Genomic DNA, 23,804 nt, shown 5'->3' with positions numbered 1-23,804 from the left:
TTGGTTTTACAACTTGTAAAGATATACTATAACATGAAAAATGGGCTGTAAGTTTAGCTTTTGTCAATATAATAGCTGGCAGAACAGGAATTCTCCGAAAACAAAAAACCTGCTCTGAGAGCAGGCTTTTGCATGTTTAACTATTCCTAACAATTAATATAAATTAGGCACTGTAAAAACTGTTCTATTCATCTGAACAAACCTGCTTTACCCGCACCGGAGGGAACATCATGTAGATTGCGGTGCAGAGCGGTCCGTACTCGGTGTTGCGCTCAAGTGATAAGTAGGCTACTTTACCGGCTTGCCTTAAGTCTTCGGGCAGATTGTCGGTGGTGACAAAGCCGCTCTGCAATTGCCCAATGTACTGGTTGCTGCGCTGTTCGCCTGTACCGTCGGCATCCATGATCTGGAGCACATACCAACCGGCTTCGCAGTCAGGTCCTACCACCTCTACCTGCAGGCAGGCCGGAACCGCCTCTTCCTGGTCAGCGCAGCTTACAAGCAGCAGCGCCAGCAGCAGGTATAGCACAATGATGGACAGGACACTCTTCATAGTTTTATGTTGTACTAATGGTGCATGGTGAGCAGGGCTACCCAACACGGGCACTGGTTGCCGGACTGTTAAATGTTTAGTCTTCTTCATTTGCCAGCATCTATACCCTGTGTTAGGAGCCCCTTTATCTGTATAAATAGTAAGTATCTGTAAATATGGCACTTAGATCAGATCCATAATAAATACCCTCCAGTACCAGCAGCCTTTGATCGCGGTGCATGACTCTGAAACGGGCCGACCAGCCAAAGTTGCTCAGCACAAACGAGTTTGGCTGCGAGTAGTCCGCTTTGAAACTATCGCGGTATACACTGTTTGAACTCTGCATGCTCGCCCGCTGCAGGTAAGCACTGTCAGGCTTAAACTCAAAGTAATCATTCGCAGTGCCTGTGTACATCACAGAGGTGCAAGTACCGCTGCGACATAGTTTATTGTTCACGCGCTCAATCCGCCACTTACCCTGCACGGACTCGCGCAGTCCGTTCTCCTTTGTAATCGGTTGCATGTCTTCATCTGATTTAGCGCAGCCTGTCGCCAGCCCTAACAGGACAGTGGCCATGGCCGCAAGCCCCAATATTTTTTTCATAGCGTGGAAAGGCGCTGGTTTAGAAGCCGCCCAAAAAGGAATTGTCTTGGATTGCACAGCCCGAGAGCAGCACAGAAAGAAATAAGAGCGCCAGCAATACATACCACCCAGATATATTTTCGCGGCCGGCGGCCACCAGGGCCAACAGTGTTTGAAGAACGGATCTCATGAACAGCATCATTTGCATAGCGCTTTTATTTAAATCAACCAATCACTCTACACTTACATGATTCCCATTGGAGCCGAAGGGTTGCAAGGCTTCAAAAAAAAAACAGAAATTATTTTCGGGAGCTGTTCAACTGGTAGTTCAGGCTCATGTTCATACCGATCGCATAAGGCCTGCCCTGCGGTGCGGCGGCTTTGTCAGGATCAGCCACCAGGGTGCTGAAGTAGTGTCGCACTTCCGGTCCAAGTGCCAGCGTCAGGTTTGGTGTGATGCGCTTGCCCACACCCACAGAGGCGTTGCCTGAAAACTGCACATTGCGGAAAGGAGATTCGCTGTCGTTGGCTGCGTAGCTGACCGACTGCACGTCCTGGTTAGAAGCCGTCACACTGGACTCCAGCAGGAAGTTGGCAGCAGCACCTGCAGCTACATACACGAACCAGTCTTTGTTGATATCCTGCTCGTACTGCAAGCCCAGTGGCACTGTCAGGTGGCGGTATTTGTACTCGGTAGCATAAGCATCGCCCGTGCGGGCCACACTCACCGAGTCAGACGAGAAGCCGTCGTTCAGCGAGGACACAAAGAAAGTGGACGGGCTGAGCTCGTAGCGCTCGTTAGAGCGTGGCTTCACCCAGAACTGGCGTACGATGTAGTTCGACTTCGAACGCGTCCTGCTCTCGCTATACCCTATACCTGTCAGCAGCTTCAGTTTCTCTTTCAGTTTGAAGCCGGCTTTGGCCTCTACCGCATACGAGTAAGCCGGCTGTGTGCTCTCTTCAAACTCTTCGCGTGCAGCTGTCATGTTCTGGAAAGACTCCTGTGAAGCATTTACACTTGGCCCTGACGCAGCGATGCTGAGCATGTTTCTGTTGTTGGAGCCTGGCATAGCAAGTGGATCCGGCAGGCCAATATTCTGTTCAAAAACTGATGGGGCATAGGCCAGGTTCAGGCTCCAGCGGCTGTTTGACTTGGTTACTGCATCCGCCGATTTTGATTGCTGAGCTGCAAGTGCTCCCTGCGCCACCTCTGCTGTCTGTTGACGGCTGGCCTGGTGTGCCTCACTCATTTCTGCAAAGGACTTCGGCTTGGCTGCCATCGACTGATTACCTAATGGGAATGGCTGACCTGAAGCTGGTGTGTTGTTGCCGAACGTGATCGTCACGCTTTCCCAGGTAATGATCTGGGTATAGCGGTTGCCGGGCGCAAAAAGACTGCCTTGTGTAGCGCCAGAGTTACTGCCCGGAAAACCTCCTGACACATAGCCTCTGCTACGGCCCGGCATTGGTGTATAGCCCAAGTATGGACTGTAGCCCGGTGCCACATTGTAGTAGTCGCCGGCCTGTGGTTCGTTACTCAGTTTGGAGGTTTCTGCAGTAACCGGCTGTTTGCCCTGGCGCATACCAGCTGCATTAGCCACGCTTTTGGTCTCTGCTGTTTCTTCAACAGGAGTATAGGCCATGGCAGAAGCCTCTTCCTGCTGTGCGGCATAGGCGCTCATGGCTTCCTCCACGGTTACAGGCGCATTAGCGGGCTTGGTTGCTGGCAGGGCGGCTATACCTGGCTGCGCATCTCCCTTGTTCAGGTGGCCATTATAGTAGTAGGCCAGCAAGGTGCCCGTTAGTGCAAACAGCACAAAGCAGGCTGCGGCAAGCTGCCGGTAGAACAGGACGCGCTTCTTATAATCTTTGTTTTCCTGCACTGTCAGGTCGTGGTCTATACGGGCCCAAAGGTCCGGTGCAGGCCTGGCCTCCGCATCGAAAAGGCGACGCTGGAACTCGTCTTCCAGAGTGTTTCGCTTATGGTTATTGGCTGATGACATGCTCTTGATATGTTTTATCCTGGCGCTCGAGCATACCTTGCAGTATGGCCCGCGCACGTGAATACTGTGACTTAGATGTACCTTCGGAAATGCCAAGCATCTCCCCTATTTCTTTGTGATTGTAACCCTCGATGGCGTACAGGTTGAACACCATGCGGTAGCGTGGAGCGAGGCTTTGGATCATGCCGAGCAGTTCGTCCATGGAGTAACCCGTCAGGTTGACGTCCTCCGATGCGATATTGCCTGCTTCTTCCGTTTCATGTGAAACGGTCATGAGCGATTTCTGTCGCAGCTGTTTCAGGGCTGTGTTGATCATGATGCGGCGCACCCAAAACTCCAGCGGACAGTCCCGCTTAAAATTCTGAATGTTGGCAAACACTTTCACAAAGCCTTCCTGCATCATATCCTCTGCCTCAAAGCTAGTCGGGGCGTAGCGCATACATACCGCCATCATCTTGCGAGAATAAAGGTCATAGAGCAGTCGCTGCATGTCCCGCTTGCCGGCAATGCATCCCTCTATGAGTTTATCCTCTTCTGATTTAGGTTTTGTAAAAAGCTTCAAACGCCTCTTCTTTTAGCTTCACTCCTATGATTCCCATAGCGAGGCAATGGTTGCAAGCACAAAAAAATATTTTTTCACCTCTAGTGGATGGCATTAAAGCGCACCAAGAACAATTGCATGGTAAATATATTAAAATTAATTATTCCAACAACAGCAAAATAGTGTATAAACAGCGAAGGCCTCTCCGATATGGAAAGGCCTTCGCCGGGTTTGTTTAAGGTGAGAGAAGGTTTAAAGCAGTGTTAAAAACAAAAGTTTGTAGAGCATGATGGAAACAAGCGCAGCGATCAGCATCCAGGTATAGCCGATGATCTGGTAAGCACTGGTAGCCCCCTCGCCTTCCTGGCTCAAAACTTCGTACGCTTGCAGACGGGCCTGCCCTAATATATTTTTGGATACCAACTGGTAGGCAGCATGTATACCCAGCACCACCAATACCACATCATCCAGGAAGCCAAATACTGGCACCAGATCAGGAATCAAATCAATAGGTGAAATGGCATAGCCGATGACCAAGGCTAACAAGAGCGGTACATACCATCTTACTTCCGGGTGGCGGGCAGACAGGTATAGGGCGTATATCTCCGCATTTATCTCATGCGCTTTCTGGCGAAGGTAGGTCAACTGCATCATGGGTGTAAGGGTAGTATAACACTCCTTACGCAGCAGCCCCATCAGAAAGTTTCATTATAACATAAAATAAACGCAATATTTTATTCTGGCTTTTCGTTCGCCCAGATTTTCCAGGCAGCATCGGCCTGTGCATGGAGCATGGGCAGGCCGTTCAGCGTTTTGGCCCCCGCCAGGCGGCCTTTCTGCAGGAACAGCGTTTCTTCGGGGTTGTATACCAGGTCGTAGAGGTAGTGTCCTGTCGTCAGGGCCTCGTAAGGTAAAGCTGGGGCACTATCCGTATCAGGGGCCATACCCAACGGTGTCGTATTGATAATCAGGGTATAAGCCTGCAGTACTTCTGGTGTTATGGCATCGTAATGCAGCTGTTTTTCAGCGGGATTACGCGAAACCGAGACATAAGGTATAGCCAGTGAATCCAGGGCAGCCCACACTGCTTTAGCAGCACCGCCTGTGCCCAGCACCAGGGCTTTGGTGCCTTCACCAGCCGGATAGAACTGCTGCAGCGTATCCCGAAAGCCAATGAAGTCAGTATTATAGCCTTTCTTTCTGCCATTCTCTAATCTGATCGTATTCACGGCACCTATGCGGGCAGCGCTTTCATCCAGCTCGTGCAGGTATGGAATAACAGCCTCCTTGTATGGCACCGTTACATTCAGCCCAACCAACTCAGATTCGCGGGAAAGCAAATCAGGAAACTCGGCTATGTCGGGCAGTTCATAAAGCTCATAGGCAGCATCTGCTATACCTTCCTTTGCGAACTTCGCAGTGAAGTAGCGCTTTGAGAATGAGTGCCCGAGCTTTTTGCCGATGAGTCCGAACCTGCGCATGCTTATACCCTTTCCACTGTGTTGGGGTCGTCCGTCAGGCGGTCGATCAGGTATACCAGCAGGAAGCCAAAAATGGCCAGTCCGACAGCGTACAGCAGGTATGGCTCCTCACCTGTTAGCTGTGCGAAAGTGCCCGGGGAGATATTTTCCTGTACCAGCGGTTTCACTACGCCATGGCGATCAGTGTAGGTTTGCACTGTCTCCTTCCAGGGCCATACCTTGTTCAGTGAGCCTACCATGAAACCTGTGAGCATGGCCACTGTGATGTTGTAGTAATTCTTGAGCATCCAGTTGAGCACATGCGAAAAAGCCAGAAGACCTGTCACACAGCCCGCACCGAATACCAAAATCATATCCAGCTTCAACTCCTTTAGCGCATTCATCATGAACTCGTACTTAGCCATCAGCAGCAACAGAAAACTACCTGAAAGCCCAGGCAGGATCATGGCGCAAATGGCAATGGCTCCTGAAAGGAAAATAAACCAGTAAGCTTCCGGCGTTTGCATAGGCACCGCAATGGTGACCCAGTAGGCAATGGCCACGCCCACCATACCTGACAGTAGCACAATCGGGCGCCATTTGGTGATTTTTTTCCCTACGACCAGTGCCGAGGCTACAATAAGACCAAAGAAGAAAGCCCAAAGCAGAATCGTGTGGTTCTCGAGCAGGTAGACCACCAGCCGCGAGAGTGAAGCGATCGAAAACAGGATACCTCCCACCAATACCACCAGGAAGGTACCATTGATATGTTGCCAGAAACCTTTGAGGTCAAAGCGGGACAGCAGGCGTAGCGCCTCGCCGTTGACGGAGCGGATGGAATTCAGCAGCTCTTCGTAAATGCCCGTGATAAAGGCGATCGTTCCGCCTGACACACCTGGCACCACGTCTGCGGCTCCCATGCCCATACCTTTCGAAAACAGTAACAGGTATTCTTTTAAAGATCGTCGTCTCATGCTTTTTGTAACTGGATTTGGCTAAGCACAAAAAAATTGCCCGTCGGAGTTACCGATGGGCAATTTTCAATTATCTGTTATATATTAAGCGTCGATGATTGGCGCTCCGTTGTTTAGGAAGTGTGTGAATGTATCGCCACGTAGACCCAAACGGATTGTCTCGAGCGGAATAACCTCGCTTGGCGCAATATTGCCCAGGTTCACGTTAGCTCCTAACAGCTTGATAAACCATACCTGCTGTGCTTTCTGAGGGGCTTCCCACAGGATCTTCTCAAACGGAATTTTGGTCAGGATCTCTTCTACCAGACCGCTGCGTACCTCACCCGTAGAGCGGAACAGACCGACGTTACCACCTTCACGGGCTTCACCGATCACTTTCCAGGCACCTGCATCGAGCTCAGCCTGCATCAACCTGATCCACATATAAGGCGGGATGATCTTCTCTGCGTCTTTAGAACCAACTTCTGACAAAACAGTTACCTGCTCCGAAAGCGTCTGGATGTAGCCACACTTCTTTTCGTGGTTCATTTCAATCGATCCATCCGATACCTCAGCGAACGTCATGTCATACTTGTCGAGCACACGACGGTAATCGTCGAACTGATTGCGGGCTATGAACGCCTCAAATAAAGTACCGCCAAAGTATACGGGTATACCGGCTGCACGGTAAACGTCAAGCTTCTTCTGCAGGTTAGGCACTACATACGAAGTAGCCCAGCCCAGTTTTACAATGTCTACGTACTCCCCTGCTACTTCCAGGAAATCCTCTACTTCACGTATACTCAGGCCTTTGTCCATCGCCATGGTGAAACCACGGTCACGGGGTTTCACTTCACGTTCCGGCAGGCCATTCAAAAAATAGTTGCTGTTCATTACTTGCGGTATTGGTCAATTAATCGGGATAATGCGCGCTGCGACTCCAGCTCAGGGAAGAACTCAAACAACAGCTTATGTTTATCGAAGTCCAAAATTAACGCATTTTCCAAATAATTGTATGCTTCGCGGTATTTTCCTGCCGAAAGCATATAGGCGCAAGCCCTATAATACAGCTCAGCCTCGTCAGGCTGCAATTCTATTGCATTCAGAATAATTTCTGTCGCCTCCTCAAAGTTTCCCTGCTCATACAGGATGATTGACCAGTTGAGATAAATGTCTTTATCCTCGGGTTGTATCTCGGCGGCGCGGGCATAACTTTCCAGCGCCGACACCACATGACCTACATGGTACTCAGCTGATGCCAAGGCCACCCAGTAGTCCACGCTGTCGTCATAGAGCGTGACGGCCTTCTTAAAGAAGTGCACTGACTCGTACCACTTGCCCTGCGCATCCAGTACCACGCCTATCCCAAACCAGGCTTCATCCATCTCCGGGTCCAGGTCGATGGCTTTCTGGTAGTAGCGGCGCGACAGGTCCCACTGCTGCATCTTCTCGTAGCACTCACCTATGTTGCAGAACACCTCCGCCGATGGCGACCCATGCTCCAGCATACCGTTGAATGCTTCGATCGCTTTGGTATACTCGCCTATAAACACATAGGCATTGGCCATGTTGTTGTAGGCCGTGATAAAGTCAGGCTTGATGATGGTGGCATAGTCGTAGGCGGCAATGGCTTTTTCGTAAGATCCCAATTTGTTATACACATTGCCCAGGTTAAACCAGGCCACATAAGAATAAGGGTCTTTGTCAATAAAAGCCTGGAAGAATGGAAGTTCTTCGCGCATGGTTCCTGTGATCTCCATGCAGTAGATGATCTCCTGCATGGCAGCCTCATTCTCCACGTTCAGCTCGATACACTTCTTGTAGTACTTTACAGCCGAGCTGAACTTACCCCAACTCTGATAGGTAAGGCCAATATTGAAGTATATATCGTCGCGGTCCTCAGCAAAGGCCAGCGCTTTTTTGAAATGGTCTACGGCATCGCGGTACTCGCCACGCTGCGTGAATATGATGCCCCGGGTCAGGAGCACGTCAGGGTTCTGCGGCTCCACCTCGGCTACCTGGTCGATGAGCACCATAGCATCATCGAAGTTGCCGGACATTGCCAGCAGCTGTGCCTTGTCTATTTGAAGCCCGGTCGAAAAAGGATATTGTGCTATAGCAGAATCACAGGCCAGGAGCGCCTTCTTATAATCAAAGTTGGCGGTATAGTGGTCTATGATATATTCAAAATCGGTCAGGTCAAAAAAAACGGTCTCATTAGTCCCCAGCATCTGCTCGAACCGAATGATCAGTTCAGAATCCTCGCTGTGCTCGTCAAAATTCTCTTTCATCTCCTATATCCCACAAACTGCTAAAAAGGCAGCTCTTGTCTTTTAACTACATTTATAAACTGCAAATAGTTTAGTTTGCGCGGGTCAGTTCCGGACCTCTCTGATTCTGTGCTATTTGCAGCAAAACCTGGCACGTCCAGGCGATGGATTCGCTCAGTGGCCTGAACTCCATACCCGTTGTTTTCCGAACTTTCTGATTGTCAAACAGGTGGCTCTTAGCAGTTACACGTGCCGTATCTTTGGTGATCAGTGGCCGGCCTCCCGTAAGCCAGGCACGGACATGCTCCAGCCGCCACACCACTTCGGCCAGCGCCGGAGAGACTCTCATGGAGGGGGCTTTTTTGCCGAAACATCGGGCAGCCTCCGCAAAGAACTCCTTGTAAGTGAGCTGCCCTGTATTCAGTATAAACCGTTCGCCGGAAACATCCGAGAATGTCAGCCGCAGCATGGCTTCCACCACATCGCGTACATCCACAAAGTTGGCACTGCCCGGGGTGTAGAAAGGTCGCTGTTGGTATACATACTTAAAGAGGCGGGTGCTGCTGCGGTTCCAGTCGGCTGGACCCAGTACGACGGAGGGGTTCACGATCACGGCCTGCAGGCCTTCCGCTATACCTCGCCATACCTCGAGTTCGCCGTAGTGCTTAGACTCGGCGTAAGCTGACTGCTTCTCACCGGCATCCCACTTGCTGGTTTCATTCAGCAGAGTTGCTTCCTTGCTGCGACCAATAGCCGCGATCGAGCTTACATGGCACAGCTTGATTTCCTCCGCTGCATCCAGACAGGCATCTACTATGTTAGCGGTACCTTCCACATTCACCTGTTGCAACAGCTCGGCATCCTGTGGGGCGTAAGACACTAATCCGGCGCTATGAAACACGTAGCTTACTCCTTTCAGTGCTTTCCGGAGCAAGGCAATATCCAGTATGTCGCCCTCCACCCAGTCTACCTGGTCAGCCTGCGCGACAGCCGGCACCTGCCCACGGTACAGCGCACGCACACGGTGGCCCTGCGCGACGAGTGCCGGTATAAGATAGCTGCCAATCAGGCCACTGCCGCCTGTCACGAAAACCATCGACATGGGTATAGGAGAAGTTAAGGGATTATAATTTACTGTTGAGTAGCGGAAGCTCGAGAGCTTTCACCAGGTATTTTGAGCAAAGCACTTTGTGCAGGTTGGCAACGTGCTTCAGGCTGTGCGCATCGGAACCCAGAAAGTCAACAAGGCCGGCGTCTATAAGTTTTTCGATCACCATCTTGGCGCCCGGCGAGTAATAGCCGGTGAGTGAATTGAGGTTTGGTTGCAACAGTACACCCTGTTCACGCAGTCGCACCAGGTCGTCGAACTTGCCATAAAAATAGGTATAGCGCTCCGGGTGGGCCAGCACCGGTTTGTAACCCAGCGACTGCATCCGGAAGATGGCTTCGCGCAGGTTGAGCGGCTCATTCAGGAAAGAGGTCTCGAACAGCAGGTAGTTGTCGCCAAACGTGAGTAGCTCCTCGTTGTCCTCCAGCTTCTGCAGTAGCGCCTCGTCCAGGTAGTGCTCGGCGGCGCAGGCCAGTTCCATCTCTATCCCTTCGGCCGTTACGGCATCCTGCAGCACTTTCAGCTGTGTGCGTATGATCTCAGGCGTGTTGCGGTAGAAATCGCTCATGATATGGGGCGTCATGATCAGCTTGCGGTAGCCTAGCTCCTGCATGCCGCGCACCAGCTCCAGCGACTGCTCCACGGTGGCGGCGCCGTCGTCTATACCTGGCAATATATGGGAGTGCATGTCCACGCCGATAGTACTCAGCGATTCAACCTGCACTTCTTCCTTGCCAAACAGATTCTGGAAAAACTTTATCATTTGCTCAATTCAACCGTATGTACACGGCACAAAACACAAACGTTGCCAAACACGGCAACGCAACATCAAAATAACGCAAATATTATACGCTATCAAAATAAACGCAGCGCGTTTGGGTTTATTAAAAGAAGATCACGCTGAATGCACAAATTCCTGGTAGACTTAGGCTGCCTGAGTTGACCCAGGCCAAAGATACAACCGCTGTGCAGACATCGGTTTATTCAAAATAAAACCCCGAATTTGCCAATCAGGCTTATTTGTTTAGTTTTGTAAACCCTTTATTCAAATTTCAGTTTAATACACGCGACTTTAATACAAAAAACTTAAATGGAATTTAACTATACAGAAAACCAGCGCATGATTGCCGACATGATCCGTGACTTCGGCGCCAAAAACATCAAACCGAAAATGATGGAATGGGACGAGAGTCAGGAGTTTCCGGTGGAGGTGTTCAAGCAGCTGGGTGAACTGGGCCTGATGGGCGTGCTGGTACCAACCGAATACGGTGGCTCCGGCTTTGGCTACCTGGAATATGTGACTGCTATCGCGGAACTTTCTAAAATCGACGGTTCGATCGGTCTTTCCATGGCGGCACACAACTCGCTTTGCACTGGTCATATTCTACAATTCGGTAACGAAGCGCAGAAGAAGCAATACCTTCCAAAACTGGCCACAGCCGAGTGGATCGGTGCCTGGGGCCTGACGGAGCCTAACACAGGTTCTGACGCTGGCAACATGCGCACCGTGGCAGTACAGGACGGCGACTACTACGTAATCAACGGTGCCAAAAACTTCATCACGCACGGCAAAACCGGCAATGTGGCTGTTGTGATCGTGCGCACCGGCGAAGTAGGTGACTCTCATGGCATGACCGCTTTCATCATTGAGAAAGGCACCCCGGGCTTTAGCGCTGGTCGCAAAGAAGACAAACTGGGTATGCGCGCCTCTGAGACTACGGAGCTGATCTTTGAAGACTGCCGTGTACACAAAGACCAGATCCTGGGCAATGTGGGCGAAGGCTTTATTCAGGCGATGAAAGTATTGGACGGTGGCCGCATCTCGATCGCAGCGCTTTCGCTAGGTATAGCGCAGGGTGCTTTTGAGGCAGCACTAGCCTACTCACAGGAGCGTCAGCAGTTCAACAAGTCAATATCCAGTTTTCAGGGTATCGCTTTCAAATTGGCTGATATGGCTACCGAGATTGAAGCAGCCGCACTCCTCACCTACCAGGCAGCCGACATGAAAAACCGTGGCCTGAACGTGAACAAGGAGTCTGCCATGGCAAAACTTTACGCCTCTGAGGTATCCGTGAGAGTGGCAAATGAAGGTGTGCAGATCTTCGGTGGCTATGGCTTCACGAAAGACTACCCGGCCGAGAAGTACTACCGCGATGCCAAGCTTTGCACCATCGGTGAGGGAACCAGCGAGATTCAAAAGCTTGTTATCTCGAGAGCTATCCTGAAATAAAAGGCTATCTTTGCCCAAACAAAATAGTGCCTGCAGGCTGTTTTGGCTGTGCAGGCACCTTTTTTTCAGTGGGTTGCGTAAATATTTTGCTCAACCTATTGATTTTTAAGATAAACATTGATTAAATTTGCAACCCTAAATATCAGAAGAAGCGAGCAAAAATATGATTATTGTAAACGTAAAAGATAACGAGTCTGTAGACCGTGCCTTGAAGAGATTCAAGAAGAAATTCGAGAGAACTGGTGTTCTGAAAGAACTGAGAGCGAGAACGTTCTTCGAAAAACCATCTGTTTCTAAGAGAAAGCAAAAAGAAAGAGCGAAGTACAAGCAGCAGCTTTTCGCTAACGAAAACTACTAGTCTTTCTTTAAAGATATTTTATTTTTCCATACCTTGGTATAAATGACAGACACATCTGTTATACCAAGGTATGGAATTATTTTTTAAGTACCTCGAGTACGAAAAGCGGTACAGTCCGCACACTCTTACTTCTTATCACACTGATTTGGGGCAGTTCGCGCAGTACCTGCAGGACACGTACCAGATCACCGATCCCGCCGAGGCAGACCATACCATCATACGGTCCTGGATACTCACGCTCGTGCACAAAAACCTGGAGGCCCGTTCTGTTAACCGGAAAATTGCCTGCCTCCGCTCCTACTATAAATTCCTGCTGGGCCAGCAGCGCATCAGCGCCAACCCGATGCTGCGCATTAAGGCCCCTAAAGTTTCAAAGAAACTTCCTGCTTTTGTGCCAGAGGAGCCTTTTAACCACTTCCTGGACAGCTTTACCTTTGAGGACACCTTTGAAGGGCAGCGTGACCGCCTGATACTGGAGTTCCTGTATGGCACAGGTATGCGACTCGCTGAGCTTATAGGTATAGGCCATGAAGACGTAGATCTGCACGCTAAAACAGTGCGTGTACTGGGCAAGGGAAACAAGGTGCGGATTATTCCTTTGAACGACACACTGGTGGTTGCCATCAAGCAGTATTTGGAACACAAGAAAAGCCTGTTTGGCAATAACAATTCGGAAAGGCTGCTCGTTACTAATAAAGAACGTCCACTGTATCCGAAGTTCGTTTATCGTGTCGCAAAAAAGTACATCAGCTTGGTCACCACCTCCGAACATAACAGCCCGCATGTGCTGCGACATTCCTTCGCTACTCACCTGCTAAACAATGGCGCAGACCTGAATGCCATCAAAGACCTGCTGGGGCACGCCAGCCTGGCCGCTACGCAGGTATACACACACAATTCGATAGAGAAGCTGAAATCGATTTTCGAGAAGGCTCATCCAAAAGCATAAAGTTTAACCATAAAATGTTACGATTATGAAGCTACAGATGCATTCAATCCACTTCGAGGCTGACAGACAGCTGACCGATTTCATCCAGCAGAAAGTAGACAAACTGGAAACATTCTACGACCGCATTGTAGAAGGCGAGGTGTTTCTTAAACATAACAACAACGACGGAACAAACAATAAAACAGTAGAGATCAAGCTATTCGTACCAGGCTCCACCCTATTCTCAAAAGAAGATGCCTCATCTTTTGAAGCAGCCGCCGACGCAGCTGTTGAGGCAATGCGCAGACAACTGAAAAAATTCAAGGAGAAGCAAATGGCACATCATTAAGCCATTACGACCCTTGCTATACCTGAATCGGGTATAAAGCAAAAGGCCTGCTGATTACTCAGCAGGCCTTTTATTTTATCAGGATAAGGCTGGTTACAAACCGAACTCTTCCCTGATCTTATCTACATAATCGAGTTTTTCCCATGTGAATGTATCAAACTCTTTTACTTCCTTCTGGCCGTTCACTAAAACCTCTACCGTTTTCTTACCCGGTGTTCTACCCATATGACCATAGGCGGCCGTCTCAGAGAAGATTGGGTTCTGCAAACCGAAGCGTTGAATAATCGCATAAGGGCGCATATCGAACAGCTTGTTCACCTTTTCAGCGATCTCACCGTCACTCATCACTTTACCGCTGGCGTCTTTTACTTTTGTAGAGCCATAAGTAGTTACGTACAGACCAACCGGCTTGGCAACGCCGATAGCGTAAGCTACCTGTACCAGGGCCTGATCCGCTACACCCGCAGCCACCAGGTTTTTGGCGATATGGCGTGCCGCATAGGCAGCAGAGCGGTCTACCTTAGAGGAATCCTTGCCAGAGAAAGCACCACCACCGTGTGCACCTTTGCCACCATAGGTGTCAACGATGATCTTACGGCCAGTCAGGCCAGTGTCGCCGTGTGGGCCACCGATCACAAACTTACCGGTTGGGTTGATGTGGTAGGTGATTTCGTTGTTGAACAGCTTCTGAATGCGTTCTGGCAATTGCTTCAGTACGCGCGGAATCAGAACGCTGTCTACATCAGCCTTAATCTGAGCTACCATCTGCTTTTCAGCAGCTAGCTTGGCTTCATTGCTGTCTGTTTCCGGAAGCACAAATTCATCGTGCTGCGTTGAGATCACGATCGTATCGATCTTCTCAGGCACGTGGTTGTCACTGTAACGGATAGTCACCTGCGACTTGGCATCAGGGCGCAGATAAGTCATCTCCTTGCCTTCTTTGCGGATGGCAGACAACTCCTCCAGCAGTAGGTGTGAAATACTCAGCGCCAAAGGCATGTAGTTGTCCGTTTCGCTTGTGGCATAACCGAACATCATGCCCTGGTCACCAGCACCCTGATCTTCTGGGTTTGTGCGCTCTACTCCCTGGTTGATATCTGGAGACTGTTCGTGTATAGCCGAAATAACACCACAGGCGTCGGCATCGAACATATATTCTGATTTGGTATAGCCGATTCGCTTAATAACATTACGGGCGACCTTCTGCACATCTACGTATGCTTCGGTTTTTACTTCGCCGCTCAGCACAACAAGGCCTGTCGTTACCAGCGTCTCGCAAGCCACTTTAGACTGTGGGTCCTGCTTCAAAAATTCATCTAGGAGGGCATCAGAAATCTGATCCGCTACTTTATCCGGGTGTCCTTCTGATACAGACTCGGAGGTGAACAAATATGGCATTTCAATAGTGGGTTTAGGTACAAAGTATAAACCAACTGCCGGCAACGACAGCGATTGCAAAGCTACGCCAATTCCGCCACAATAAAAACGATCATTTACACAAGATATACTTGCATTTGGAATCTAACGGAGCTGCGAAACATTCTTCTTAAGAAATTGTATCTAACATATAAAAAGTATTTTATCCATTACAGTGTCTGCAAGAAGGCAAAATATAGCCACAAGGCACAGCAACTTAAAAATAGCTATAGAAAACCTTTTATATATAGCCTCGTTTCAATCATTAAAATTGCACATTTAAGACTCAACGATGAAAAAGTATATTCTAATGATATGGTGCCTGGCCATGACAGCACAAGTCAGCCTGGCTCAAAATAACTCTCCTTATAAAACTAAATTTACAGTAGACGCCCCTATAACGGCTGCTGGTATGGGCCTCAGCTATTACGGCCTCACCCGCATGCAGGACAAGGAAGGACTGACAGAGCAACAAATCGCTAACCTGAACAGAAACCAAGTAAACAGCTTCGATCGCTTTTCAGTTGGCTATGATTCTGAGCAGGCAAAGAAAATAAGTGACTTCCCTTTTTACGGTTCATTCGCGCTTCCTTTTTTCCTGGCTTTTGATGACGATGTACGCAGCAATGCCGGTCAGGTGTTTGGACTCTACGTGCAGACTATGGCTGTAACAGGTGCGATCTTTACCATGACAAGTGCCTTTGCCCCCCGTACACGCCCCCTGGTGTATAGCCCGGATGTAGAGATGGGTGAAAAAATGCGAGCGAATGCCCGCAACTCATTTTATGCCGGTCATACCACTGCGGCTGCGGCGGCATCCTTTTTCTTTGCCAAAGTATTCCATGATTTCAACCCAGACTCTCCTGCCCGTACTTACGTGTGGCTGGGCGCAGCCACTGTGCCTGCCGCAGTAGGCTACCTGCGCCTGCGAGCCGGTAAGCACTTTCTGAGTGACAACTTGCTGGGCTACGCTGTGGGAGCCGCTGTTGGAGTGGTGGTACCACAACTGCACAAGAAGTCTAATACCAGCGGTTTTTCGCTCAGCCCAACCATTATTCCGACCTTTACCGGCACTGCCTCGCAGGGTGCCAACCTGAGCTATACCTTTTAAACTGTGGCATAAAGATTCTCTTCGAGACCCGGTAATATGCCACTGCAGCAGGCTACCTGCGTATGCAAACCGAGGAGCAGTTACTGAGTGATCCGAGGATCGGCAATAGCCTAAGAGCAGGTATAGGTAAACTGTTGCCGCAACTGAACACGAAGCAAAACACCTGAAATAAAAAAGGCTGCCCCACTTGGGGCAGCCTTTCCTTTGATCAAGAGCAAGAACTATGGGTTCTGCTCAGCATTAGGGTTTGCATCCATCTCGCCTTGCGGGAGCTGGTGGATAAACAGATCAGAGTTGGCAGGAGTTACACCTAGCACAGCGGTGTGGTTACCCTCACGTACCAGTGGCTTCTGCAGACGCTTGATATCAAACAAGCCAAAGCCTTCGCCGTACAGCTCTTTTCTTCTCTCTACAGAGATCTCTTCCAGGAGCGCATCACCGATAGCCAGCGTAGGCAGCACAACAGTACCTGCCTCATAACGCTGCTGACGCAGCTCAAGCAGTAGCAACTGCGCTTCCACCGGATTGTTCAGTCTTGCCTGCGCCTCTGCTTCGATCAAAAGCATTTCTGCAGAACGCATCAATGGAATGTGTCCACCCAGGTTAGCCAGGTCTTTGAACTTCGTGATCGTGAAGCGGTCGTAGCTCCAGATCTTCTCACCTTTGCTGTTAAGCGTAAAGGCTTCTGTATCTTCCTGGAATTCGCGACGTGCGTCATTCTCATCAAACAGCTCTACGAATCTGTCGTTTGCACGGAAGTTGTTATAACCTCTGCGAACGTACTCGCGGCTTCCGTCTTCCAGCACCTTGTAACGGCCATCAATGAAAGAATGGAATGATGCGTAGGCGTTGTTCTGGTCAGCAGACTGCGGTAAGCCCCAGATCCACTCTGCGTTGCCATAGTTGTTGAAACCAGCCTGATACTCCGTAGGCGTCATCAGCGGATAGCCAGTGCGTGCCTTACGAGCAAACTCAGCTGCTTTATCCCACTGGCCCATCTCCAGGTATACCCTGGCCAGCATACCCTGCGCCACATTCTTGTTGATGCGGCTCTTGCTTGGTCTTGCGCTGGTCAACGCTTGCTCAGCCTCAGTCAGGTCAGTCACTATCTGGCTGTATACCTGCTCGAGCGTTGCTCTTTCCTTACCTTGAGTTGATGGCGTGGTAGGCTCCAGCATTAGTGGAACAGCCGGTGCATTTTTATCCTTCAGGTAAGTGTGCTGATACACACGCGCCAGGTTGAAGTACGAAAATGCTCTGATCACCTTTGCCTCAGCCTCAAATCTTGCTTTCTCCTGCTCAGTGGCATCGCCCAGGTTTTTAGCATTGGCAATGATGCTGTTCGCGTTCGTGATCAGGTTGTAGGAGTGGCCCCAGAGAATACGGGTACCACGGTAAGTAACCAGCTTGTTGTCAAGCTCATACTGGTATACATACCAGTTAGTATTGGCCATTACATCCTGTCCCATCACATCGAAGGTCAGCATCAGCGACGGCACACCGTAGCTGTCGTGGCTTACGGCTCCCTGGTTTACCGGTGCCTGGCGCATCAAACGGATGATACCTGTCAGCGCAGCCTCCATACCTTCTTTGGTAGTGTTTACCTGTTCAGCAGGCACACTGTTAGAAGGCACAGCCTCCAGGAAATCTTTCTCGCATGCAGTTAAACTCAGTGTGGCTCCAAGAATAGCTGCAACAAACTTTATATTCTTAATCTTCATTTTTCTCTACTAAAATAAGTTCTTACAGAGTTGCACGCACACCTACCGATACAGTTTTCTGTGTTGGGAAGCGGCTGTTTGTGATACCATCGATGCTTTGCTCTGGATCCAGGCCTGGCGTTTTGAACAACGTCCACAGGTTGTCACCCTGTACAAAGATTCTGGCATTCTTCAGGCCAACTTTATCCTGCAGGTTCTGAGGCAGCGTATAGCCCAGCGTCACGTTACGCAGACGCAGGTACGAAGCATCCACCAGGAATCTGGATGAGTTAGCGTTCGTATTCAGCGCCTGTGCAGTTCCTAATCTTGGCACATCTGTGTTCGTGTTCTCAGGTGTCCATCTGTTCATGATGTCTGTGTGCCAGTTGGTTCCGCGTCTGTCACCACCGTGCATCAGGTTGCTGTAGTCCGTGTTCAGTATCTCACCACCAACGCTGTAAGTGAAGAACACGCTCAGGTCGAAGTTTCTGTAAGCGAAGTTGTTCGTCACACCACCTGTCAGATCTGGCAGCGCTGTGCCCACATAGTAGCGGCTTGCTTCGTTGTAGTTAGATGTAGTCACTTTATCAACCACATTTCCTTCAGCATCTTTTACGTCTTTGTACCACATGCTCAGACCAGTGTTTGGATCAACACCAGCGAAATCCTGGATAAAGAAGTCGTAGATAGAACGGCCTACTTTCAGCTGCTTTGTACCCATCAGGATAGTTTCCTGTGGCAGCTCTGTCAGCTCGTTTCTATTGTGTGCAGCGTTGATGTTAGCAGACCATGTGAAGTCTCCTTTGTCGATCAATCTGGCATCCACATTCAGTTCCACACCTCTGTTACGCATGGCTCCCAGGTTGTCAAACACTGACGTAAAGCCACTTGAAGGAACCAGCGGCTTGTTGAACAACAGGTCCTTAGAAGTTCTGCTGTAGTAGTCGAAGGAAACATCCAGTTTGTCGAAGATTGTTGCATCGATACCTACGTTAAAGGCAGCCTGCTTTTCCCATGAAAGGATACGGTTCTCCAGTTTGTCCAGGATGATACCAGGAGCACCCAGGTCGCTGTAGCCTGAGGTATACAAGCCTCTGTAAGCGTAGTAGTCAACACCGCCACCGGAAGTTAACAGACCTTCGTTACCGGAAGTACCGTAGCTGGCACGCAGTTTCGCATCGTTTACCCATGGCAGTGCGCTCATGAAATCTTCCTGCGTAATTCTGTATGAACCACCGATAGAGAAGAAGTTACCCCAGCGGGTGTCTGCATGGAAACGGGAAGAACCGTCACGACGGAAAGAGCCAGACAGGTAGTACTTGTCCATAAAGTTATAGTTAACCTGACCTAGGTAGCTCATTAGCGAACGTCTGTCAGACTGGCTGCTCAGATCAGTGATAGTCGAAGCATTGTCCAACTCAGTATAGCCAGGCAGTGCCAGGAAGTTGGTTTTCTGACCATACATGTAGTCGTACTTGTAATTGAATGCCTCAAAACCACCCAAAGCGTCGATCTGGTGCTGACCAAATGCTTTGCTGTAGCTCAGGATGTGGTTGATGGTGTACTCTACGAAAGAGCTTCTCCACTGCGTACCACGACCGCCTACACCGGCACCGTCACCAAAGTTCGGGTTGTAGAACGTGAAGTCCTTGGTGTTGTCGCCTGTCAGCGCAAAAGTAGTTTTGTATTTCAGGTCAAGCGGAAGCGTCACTTCACCGAAGGTATTCAGGCTCCAGGTAAGCACATTGCGCTTCAGCATGTCCAGTTCTGTTGTACCTACCGGGTTGCTGTTGCCACCGTAAGGACGGGTTGCGTTGAAGTCGAACTCAGATGGGTTGTTGATAAATGTACCATCAGCGCTTCTTCTTCTGTAGATTGGGTATACAGATCCGATGTTTCTACCCCATGACACCACGTTTCTGAAAGAGGTACCGCTTGAAGTAGGGGCATTCTGGTCTGTATTAGCGATCAGGGCATTTACGCCAAACTTGATCTTGTCGGTAACCTGTGAACTTACGCGCAGACGTGAAGTATAACGCTTAAAGCCGGATGTGATGAAAGCACCTTCCTGATTCAGGTAGTTACCAGAGAAGTAGTAATTGGTTTTGTCGCTACCACCCTGGATACCGAAATCGTACTCCTGACGGGTAGCCTTTCTGTAAAGGGCATCTCTCCAGTCGTCTTCCCAGGCTGGTGTAAGTCCAGCTTTTAGTCTGCCGTCAAGGCCTACTGGCTCTGCATCGTTGTATGGGTTGTACTGCTGGCCATTTGCTGACCCGCCTGCGATCTGGCTTACCACTGACTTGGTTGCATACTCCTCTGGAGAAGCAAACTTGCCTTGCCACAGAGTTTTGTTCGCATTTGCATCATTGCGCAGCGCTTCCCAGGTCAGTTCATAGAACTGTTGCGGATTAACTGTTTCATAATCTTTTACAGCGAAGTCAGAGATACCATAAGTAGCGCCGAAGGTAATGGTTGGCTTCTTAGGCGCGTTACCGCCTTTTGTAGTGATCACCACTACACCGTTGGCGGCACGTGAACCGTAAAGAGCAGCAGCACTTGCATCTTTCAGTACTGTCATCGACTCGATGTCGTTCGGGTTAATGGCATTTAGATCACCAGAGTAAGGTGCGCCATCCACTACGTAAAGCGGAGTAGAAGAAGAAGCAACTGAACCGATACCGCGGATACGGATCTGACCGGTAGATCCCGGCTGACCGCTGTTCTGCACAACCTGTACACCTGGGGTTAAACCACCCAGCGCTTTGGTCACGTCGTTCACCTGCAGTTTCTCAATCGATTCTGACTTGATAGCGGAAGCGGAACCCGTAAATGATTTCTGATCCGCAGTACCGTAGGCAACTACCATTACTTCAGACAGTGTTTTGCTGTCTTCCTGTAGCTGCACATTGATTGTGGTGCGACCAGTCGTGCTAATTTCCTGCTTAACATAACCCAAGTAGGAAACTATTAGGGTAGCATCGTCTCCATTCACGTTCACGGTGAAGTCACCTTCAACTCCTGTGTACGTTCCTACGGTAGTACCTTTCACTGCCACACCTACACCTGGTAGTGGTTGTCCTGTCCCAGCATCGGTTACCCGACCTGAGATGGTTCGGCTTTGCGCCCACGCCTGGCTCACCAGGGCGAACAACATCACCAAGCCCATAAATAGAACTTTTCTCATAAAGTAAGATTAGGTAAATTGGTAAAATTGTGTTTGATTAAATACCTAAAGTTACAACATCAAACACTTAATGTAAACTGACATCCAAAAAAACATGCTTCTATCTTCACCAAACAACTTTTTTACCAGATTAACTCATCTACAAATAATGTAATCACCTAATATTAAATAATATATAGAAAGCCTATACAAGTATTGTTTAAATATAAATTTTCCAACTCAAATTTACTTTATTACATTTAAGCAAGAACCACCTGCACTTTTACATTTATCTTTAAATTGGAAAAACGGCCGAAAACCTATCGTATACCTACAATTAGCCCAAAACCCAATTGGATATTTCTTACCTCTGCAATTCTTTACTGCCTTTTTGGAATGCCTGCAGCATAGGAAACAGTTATTGAAACCGGCTATTTTTTCCCTCCACCCTGACATACTTTGAGGACGTGATTTGCTTCCTCCGAGAAAAGACTCTGTTTAAAGTCACGGTAGTTGCGCAGGTAGAAAAGCAGATCAGACGCCATAAAAAAAGCGTGAAGCACTTTCGCACTTCACGCTTTAGATCAATTGAAACGATTAGTCTACTTTTTTAGGTTCTCTTCGAAGAGTTTGTAGATACGCTTGTATTCGTCAGTCCAGCTGGCTGGCTCCGTAAAGCCGTGGTCTTCTACCGGGTACACAGCCAGTTCCCAATTGTCTTTACCCAACTCGATCAGGCGCTGGGTCAGGCGTACCACGTCCTGGAAGTGTACGTTCGTATCCACCATGCCATGGCAGATCAGGAGCGCACCCTTCAGACCTTCCGCGTAGTAGATCGGCGAGCTCTTGGCATAAGCCAGGCTATCGAGCTGTGGTACGTTCAGGATGTTAGAGGTATAGCCGTGGTTGTAGTGAGCCCAGTCTGTCACTGAACGCAAGGCAGCACCTGCTGCAAATACATCCGGCTCCGTGAACATGGCCATCAGTGTGATAAAACCGCCGTAAGAACCTCCATAAATACCGATGCGCTTCGGGTCTACGTTATACTTGTCTGCAAGCAGCTTGGCACCATCCACGTGGTCGCTCAGGTCTTTGCCGCCCATAAACTGATAGATGCCGGTGCGTACGTCACGGCCGTAGCCAGCGCTGCCGCGGTAATCAATGTCCAGTACGGTATAGCCGTTGTCGGCCAGGAAGTTGTGGAACATGTACTCTCTGAAGTAAGAGCTCCACCACTTGTGCGCATTCTGCAGGTAACCGGCACCGTGTACAAAGATCACAGCTGGTCCATTGGCCACTGCTTTCTCCGGACGGTACAAGCGGGCATACACGTCTTCCCCATCGCTTGCTTTGAAGCTGATCACTTCCGGCTCGCGCCAGTTGTAGGATTTGAACTCCTCGGTGAGCGAAGAGGTCACCTGGCGTGGCTTCGCTCCTTTTTTGTTATCCTGCACATACAGCTCCCATGGCTTGTTGCTGTAAGAGTAGCGTATAGCCATTGTCTTCTCATCCGGTGACAGGGTCACCTCGTGTGCGCCTGTTCCAGAGGTCAGCTGGGTCATCTCCCCGCCATTGACTGGCATTCTGTAGAAATGCTTCTCGCCTGGGTGTACTTTGTTTGCTATGAAATACCAACTCTTCTTGTCTTTGGAGATCTGAGGACCAGACACCTCAAACTTACCACTTGTGAGTGCTTTCTTGCTGCCATTGTTCAGGTTCACAGCGTATAAATGTGAGTAACCGCTTTCTTCTGACTGGAACCACACATGCTCATTGTCCGGCATGAAACCGATATCACCGGTGCCGTAGCCTATACCTGGACCATTGATCCAGGCTTCGTCGCGCTGTCGGTCGAGTGTGCTCAGTTTGCCAGTGGCAGGATCTACTTTCAGTATCCAACGGTCTTTGTTGTCGGCTGCGCGCGCTACCATCACGGCATGCTTCCCATTGTCCGACCAGATTGGGCCGAACATAGTCACAGCACGAGCTTCTGGTTTGGCAGTTTTGGTAGCAGGCTCTTTCGCGGTGCTTGCTTTTGTATCGCGATCGCGGATATAAGCAGGCTGATCATTTATACCTTCAATGCTGCCTACCTGCAGTGCATAAGTCGTGTCGCGGCTGATGTCATACACAAACGACTCAAAGGTTGCCTGCGCATCTCCTACTTTGGTGCGGGTGTTGATATCCTCGGTATACCCTGATGAAGTCACGAAATCTGGCACAATAGCGACCTTGGCATTTTTAGGTCTTGTAGCTATGCGGTAGCTGATGTAGCGCTCGTCCGGACTCAGCACGATGTTATCAACCGACTTATCACCGATGTAAATTTCTTTCGGGCGGGCCGGGCTATCGGCTTTCTGCTGCTTTTTGGCGGCTTCCTTGTCTGCTTCACGCTCGCGCACGATCTGTAGCAAAGCTAGCTGCTGCTCTTTCAGCCACTCACGCTGTGGATTCTTGCCCTCTTCTCCTGGCTTGCTGCCTTTTTTGAAGTCGGTCAGCTGCGCCAGCTGGCCATTGGCAATTGTCCACAGGTATAAATTGCCGTCTTTCACAAATGCAACCTTTTTCTCGTCGTGACTGAACGATGGGCTATTTTCACGCTCTACAGTATTGGTGATCTGCTGCGTTTTGCCACTTTTGACATCGAGCAAATAGATATCACCGTTCTTCTCGTATACCTTCTGTGTTTTGGCTCTGTTATAGCGTGCATTCCAGGTTGCGGGCAGGGCACGGCGTTCCTGCGGGCTTACCTTCTGCAGGTTGCCGCCGTTTGCTGACACACTGTAAAGTGAGTCTTTGCGGTTAGCATCAGGGTTCCAGTCGAAGTAGATCTTCTTGCCATCTTCTGACCAGAACACATTGCTGGGCGAGGTGCCAATCCAGGTTGGATCACGCATGATCTTCTCCACACTCAGCTTGCTGCTGTTTTCCTGCGCCTGCACAGCGGTACCACCAGCCAGTACAAGCCAGGACATCAGGAGGAGGGCTTTCTTCTTAAGAAGCATAATAGATATCGTGTTTTAGATTAGGTTGTAGTTAAAGATAAAATTAAGCTTTAAAACTCAAACTTGCCAAACAGAGCATCCTCTTCTTACC

At 49.6% G+C, this 23,804-nt stretch carries 21 protein-coding genes; 5 read left to right on the top strand and 16 right to left on the bottom strand.

Annotated features, from left to right (window positions below; translation table 11 throughout):
* Window positions 1-184: 184 nt before the first annotated feature.
* From Q1A54_RS01900 to Q1A54_RS01845, 12 genes are all read right to left on the bottom strand, one after another.
* Window positions 185-553, bottom strand: a complete 369-nt coding sequence (locus Q1A54_RS01900) for a hypothetical protein (protein ID WP_299984676.1) — start codon at window positions 551-553, stop codon at window positions 185-187.
* A gap of 124 nt (window positions 554-677) precedes the next feature.
* Window positions 678-1,136, bottom strand: coding sequence for a hypothetical protein (locus tag Q1A54_RS01895; RefSeq protein WP_299984675.1), 459 nt, complete (start codon window positions 1,134-1,136; stop codon window positions 678-680).
* 19 nt (window positions 1,137-1,155) lie between these two features.
* Window positions 1,156-1,323 carry a hypothetical protein gene (locus Q1A54_RS01890; protein WP_196120044.1) on the bottom strand — a complete coding sequence of 56 codons (168 nt, stop codon included), beginning with the start codon at window positions 1,321-1,323 and terminating at the stop codon, window positions 1,156-1,158.
* 91 nt (window positions 1,324-1,414) lie between these two features.
* Window positions 1,415-3,118, bottom strand: coding sequence for an outer membrane beta-barrel protein (locus tag Q1A54_RS01885; RefSeq protein ID WP_299984672.1), 1,704 nt, complete (start codon window positions 3,116-3,118; stop codon window positions 1,415-1,417).
* The gene (locus tag Q1A54_RS01880) at window positions 3,102-3,680 is read right to left on the bottom strand and encodes an RNA polymerase sigma factor (RefSeq protein ID WP_196120048.1); all 579 of its coding nucleotides are present in this window, start codon (window positions 3,678-3,680) and stop codon (window positions 3,102-3,104) included. Before Q1A54_RS01880 ends, Q1A54_RS01885 begins: the two co-directional genes overlap by 17 nt.
* A gap of 231 nt (window positions 3,681-3,911) precedes the next feature.
* Complete coding sequence (locus Q1A54_RS01875; protein WP_299984668.1) at window positions 3,912-4,313, bottom strand: YkvA family protein; 402 nt, start codon at window positions 4,311-4,313, stop codon at window positions 3,912-3,914.
* A gap of 80 nt (window positions 4,314-4,393) precedes the next feature.
* Window positions 4,394-5,140 (bottom strand): shikimate dehydrogenase, encoded by a 747-nt coding sequence (locus Q1A54_RS01870; protein ID WP_299984666.1) that lies wholly within the window; start codon window positions 5,138-5,140, stop codon window positions 4,394-4,396.
* A gap of 2 nt (window positions 5,141-5,142) precedes the next feature.
* Window positions 5,143-6,093: a DUF368 domain-containing protein gene (locus Q1A54_RS01865; protein WP_299984664.1), complete on the bottom strand. Its 951-nt coding sequence runs from the start codon at window positions 6,091-6,093 to the stop codon at window positions 5,143-5,145.
* A gap of 84 nt (window positions 6,094-6,177) precedes the next feature.
* Entirely contained in the window at window positions 6,178-6,966 is a 789-nt protein-coding gene (locus Q1A54_RS01860) for a phosphosulfolactate synthase (protein WP_196120054.1), read from the bottom strand.
* Window positions 6,966-8,363 carry a tetratricopeptide repeat protein gene (locus tag Q1A54_RS01855; protein WP_076420932.1) on the bottom strand — a complete coding sequence of 466 codons (1,398 nt, stop codon included), beginning with the start codon at window positions 8,361-8,363 and terminating at the stop codon, window positions 6,966-6,968. The genes Q1A54_RS01860 and Q1A54_RS01855 overlap by 1 nt, the downstream gene beginning before the upstream one ends.
* A gap of 70 nt (window positions 8,364-8,433) precedes the next feature.
* Entirely contained in the window at window positions 8,434-9,444 is a 1,011-nt protein-coding gene (locus Q1A54_RS01850) for an NAD-dependent epimerase/dehydratase family protein (RefSeq protein WP_299984660.1), read from the bottom strand.
* A 22-nt stretch (window positions 9,445-9,466) separates the two neighbouring features.
* Window positions 9,467-10,213 (bottom strand): CpsB/CapC family capsule biosynthesis tyrosine phosphatase, encoded by a 747-nt coding sequence (locus Q1A54_RS01845; RefSeq protein ID WP_196120056.1) that lies wholly within the window; start codon window positions 10,211-10,213, stop codon window positions 9,467-9,469.
* Between the two features lie 327 nt (window positions 10,214-10,540).
* Here Q1A54_RS01845 and Q1A54_RS01840 point away from each other — a divergent pair, with 327 nt between their 5' ends.
* The 4 genes from Q1A54_RS01840 (at window position 10,541) to raiA (ending at window position 13,315) form a co-directional block, all read left to right on the top strand.
* The gene (locus Q1A54_RS01840; RefSeq protein ID WP_007653499.1) at window positions 10,541-11,680 is read left to right on the top strand and encodes an acyl-CoA dehydrogenase family protein; all 1,140 of its coding nucleotides are present in this window, start codon (window positions 10,541-10,543) and stop codon (window positions 11,678-11,680) included.
* Window positions 11,681-11,843: 163 nt separating this feature from the next.
* Window positions 11,844-12,038: a 30S ribosomal protein S21 gene (gene rpsU / locus Q1A54_RS01835; RefSeq protein WP_007653500.1), complete on the top strand. Its 195-nt coding sequence runs from the start codon at window positions 11,844-11,846 to the stop codon at window positions 12,036-12,038.
* A gap of 70 nt (window positions 12,039-12,108) precedes the next feature.
* A complete protein-coding gene (locus Q1A54_RS01830) occupies window positions 12,109-12,987 on the top strand; it encodes a tyrosine-type recombinase/integrase (protein WP_299984655.1) in 879 nt (292 codons plus the stop codon).
* Between the two features lie 25 nt (window positions 12,988-13,012).
* A complete protein-coding gene (gene raiA, locus Q1A54_RS01825; RefSeq protein WP_007653503.1) occupies window positions 13,013-13,315 on the top strand; it encodes a ribosome-associated translation inhibitor RaiA in 303 nt (100 codons plus the stop codon).
* A 93-nt stretch (window positions 13,316-13,408) separates the two neighbouring features.
* Here the strand turns inward: raiA and metK are convergent, their stop codons facing one another.
* On the bottom strand, window positions 13,409-14,713 hold the full coding sequence (gene metK, locus Q1A54_RS01820; RefSeq protein WP_299984653.1) for a methionine adenosyltransferase: 1,305 nt from the start codon (window positions 14,711-14,713) through the stop codon (window positions 13,409-13,411).
* 310 nt (window positions 14,714-15,023) lie between these two features.
* On the opposite strand from metK, the gene Q1A54_RS01815 reads away from it, so the two are divergent.
* Window positions 15,024-15,842, top strand: a complete 819-nt coding sequence (locus Q1A54_RS01815; protein WP_196120063.1) for a phosphatase PAP2 family protein — start codon at window positions 15,024-15,026, stop codon at window positions 15,840-15,842.
* A 221-nt stretch (window positions 15,843-16,063) separates the two neighbouring features.
* Here the strand turns inward: Q1A54_RS01815 and Q1A54_RS01810 are convergent, their stop codons facing one another.
* From Q1A54_RS01810 to Q1A54_RS01800, 3 genes are all read right to left on the bottom strand, one after another.
* Window positions 16,064-17,563 (bottom strand): RagB/SusD family nutrient uptake outer membrane protein, encoded by a 1,500-nt coding sequence (locus Q1A54_RS01810; RefSeq protein WP_299984650.1) that lies wholly within the window; start codon window positions 17,561-17,563, stop codon window positions 16,064-16,066.
* A gap of 22 nt (window positions 17,564-17,585) precedes the next feature.
* Window positions 17,586-20,729 (bottom strand): TonB-dependent receptor, encoded by a 3,144-nt coding sequence (locus Q1A54_RS01805; RefSeq protein WP_299984648.1) that lies wholly within the window; start codon window positions 20,727-20,729, stop codon window positions 17,586-17,588.
* Window positions 20,730-21,310: 581 nt separating this feature from the next.
* Window positions 21,311-23,713: a prolyl oligopeptidase family serine peptidase gene (locus Q1A54_RS01800; protein ID WP_299984646.1), complete on the bottom strand. Its 2,403-nt coding sequence runs from the start codon at window positions 23,711-23,713 to the stop codon at window positions 21,311-21,313.
* Window positions 23,714-23,804 lie beyond the last annotated feature (91 nt).

The organism is uncultured Pontibacter sp., assembly GCF_947502515.1.
GTDB lineage: Bacteria > Bacteroidota > Bacteroidia > Cytophagales > Hymenobacteraceae > Pontibacter.
This window is presented reverse-complemented; position numbering and strand designations above follow the sequence as displayed.

Bases quoted from the DNA above. Each gene is read 5' to 3' on its own strand.
- Q1A54_RS01890 (WP_196120044.1), bottom strand. From the start codon at position 1,323: ATGCAAATGATGCTGTTCATGAGATCCGTTCTTCAAACACTGTTGGCC.
- Q1A54_RS01845 (WP_196120056.1), bottom strand. From the start codon at position 10,213: ATGATAAAGTTTTTCCAGAATCTGTTTGGCAAGGAAGAAGTGCAGGTT.
- raiA (WP_007653503.1), top strand. From the start codon at position 13,013: ATGAAGCTACAGATGCATTCAATCCACTTCGAGGCTGACAGACAGCTG.
- Q1A54_RS01810 (WP_299984650.1), bottom strand. From the start codon at position 17,563: ATGAAGATTAAGAATATAAAGTTTGTTGCAGCTATTCTTGGAGCCACA.
- metK (WP_299984653.1), bottom strand. From the start codon at position 14,713: ATGCCATATTTGTTCACCTCCGAGTCTGTATCAGAAGGACACCCGGAT.
- Q1A54_RS01875 (WP_299984668.1), bottom strand. From the start codon at position 4,313: ATGATGCAGTTGACCTACCTTCGCCAGAAAGCGCATGAGATAAATGCG.
- Q1A54_RS01850 (WP_299984660.1), bottom strand. From the start codon at position 9,444: ATGTCGATGGTTTTCGTGACAGGCGGCAGTGGCCTGATTGGCAGCTAT.
- Q1A54_RS01815 (WP_196120063.1), top strand. From the start codon at position 15,024: ATGAAAAAGTATATTCTAATGATATGGTGCCTGGCCATGACAGCACAA.
- Q1A54_RS01855 (WP_076420932.1), bottom strand. From the start codon at position 8,363: ATGAAAGAGAATTTTGACGAGCACAGCGAGGATTCTGAACTGATCATT.
- Q1A54_RS01895 (WP_299984675.1), bottom strand. From the start codon at position 1,136: ATGAAAAAAATATTGGGGCTTGCGGCCATGGCCACTGTCCTGTTAGGG.
- Q1A54_RS01830 (WP_299984655.1), top strand. From the start codon at position 12,109: ATGGAATTATTTTTTAAGTACCTCGAGTACGAAAAGCGGTACAGTCCG.
- rpsU (WP_007653500.1), top strand. From the start codon at position 11,844: ATGATTATTGTAAACGTAAAAGATAACGAGTCTGTAGACCGTGCCTTG.
- Q1A54_RS01870 (WP_299984666.1), bottom strand. From the start codon at position 5,140: ATGCGCAGGTTCGGACTCATCGGCAAAAAGCTCGGGCACTCATTCTCA.
- Q1A54_RS01885 (WP_299984672.1), bottom strand. From the start codon at position 3,118: ATGTCATCAGCCAATAACCATAAGCGAAACACTCTGGAAGACGAGTTC.
- Q1A54_RS01805 (WP_299984648.1), bottom strand. From the start codon at position 20,729: ATGAGAAAAGTTCTATTTATGGGCTTGGTGATGTTGTTCGCCCTGGTG.
- Q1A54_RS01800 (WP_299984646.1), bottom strand. From the start codon at position 23,713: ATGCTTCTTAAGAAGAAAGCCCTCCTCCTGATGTCCTGGCTTGTACTG.
- Q1A54_RS01860 (WP_196120054.1), bottom strand. From the start codon at position 6,966: ATGAACAGCAACTATTTTTTGAATGGCCTGCCGGAACGTGAAGTGAAA.
- Q1A54_RS01900 (WP_299984676.1), bottom strand. From the start codon at position 553: ATGAAGAGTGTCCTGTCCATCATTGTGCTATACCTGCTGCTGGCGCTG.
- Q1A54_RS01865 (WP_299984664.1), bottom strand. From the start codon at position 6,093: ATGAGACGACGATCTTTAAAAGAATACCTGTTACTGTTTTCGAAAGGT.
- Q1A54_RS01840 (WP_007653499.1), top strand. From the start codon at position 10,541: ATGGAATTTAACTATACAGAAAACCAGCGCATGATTGCCGACATGATC.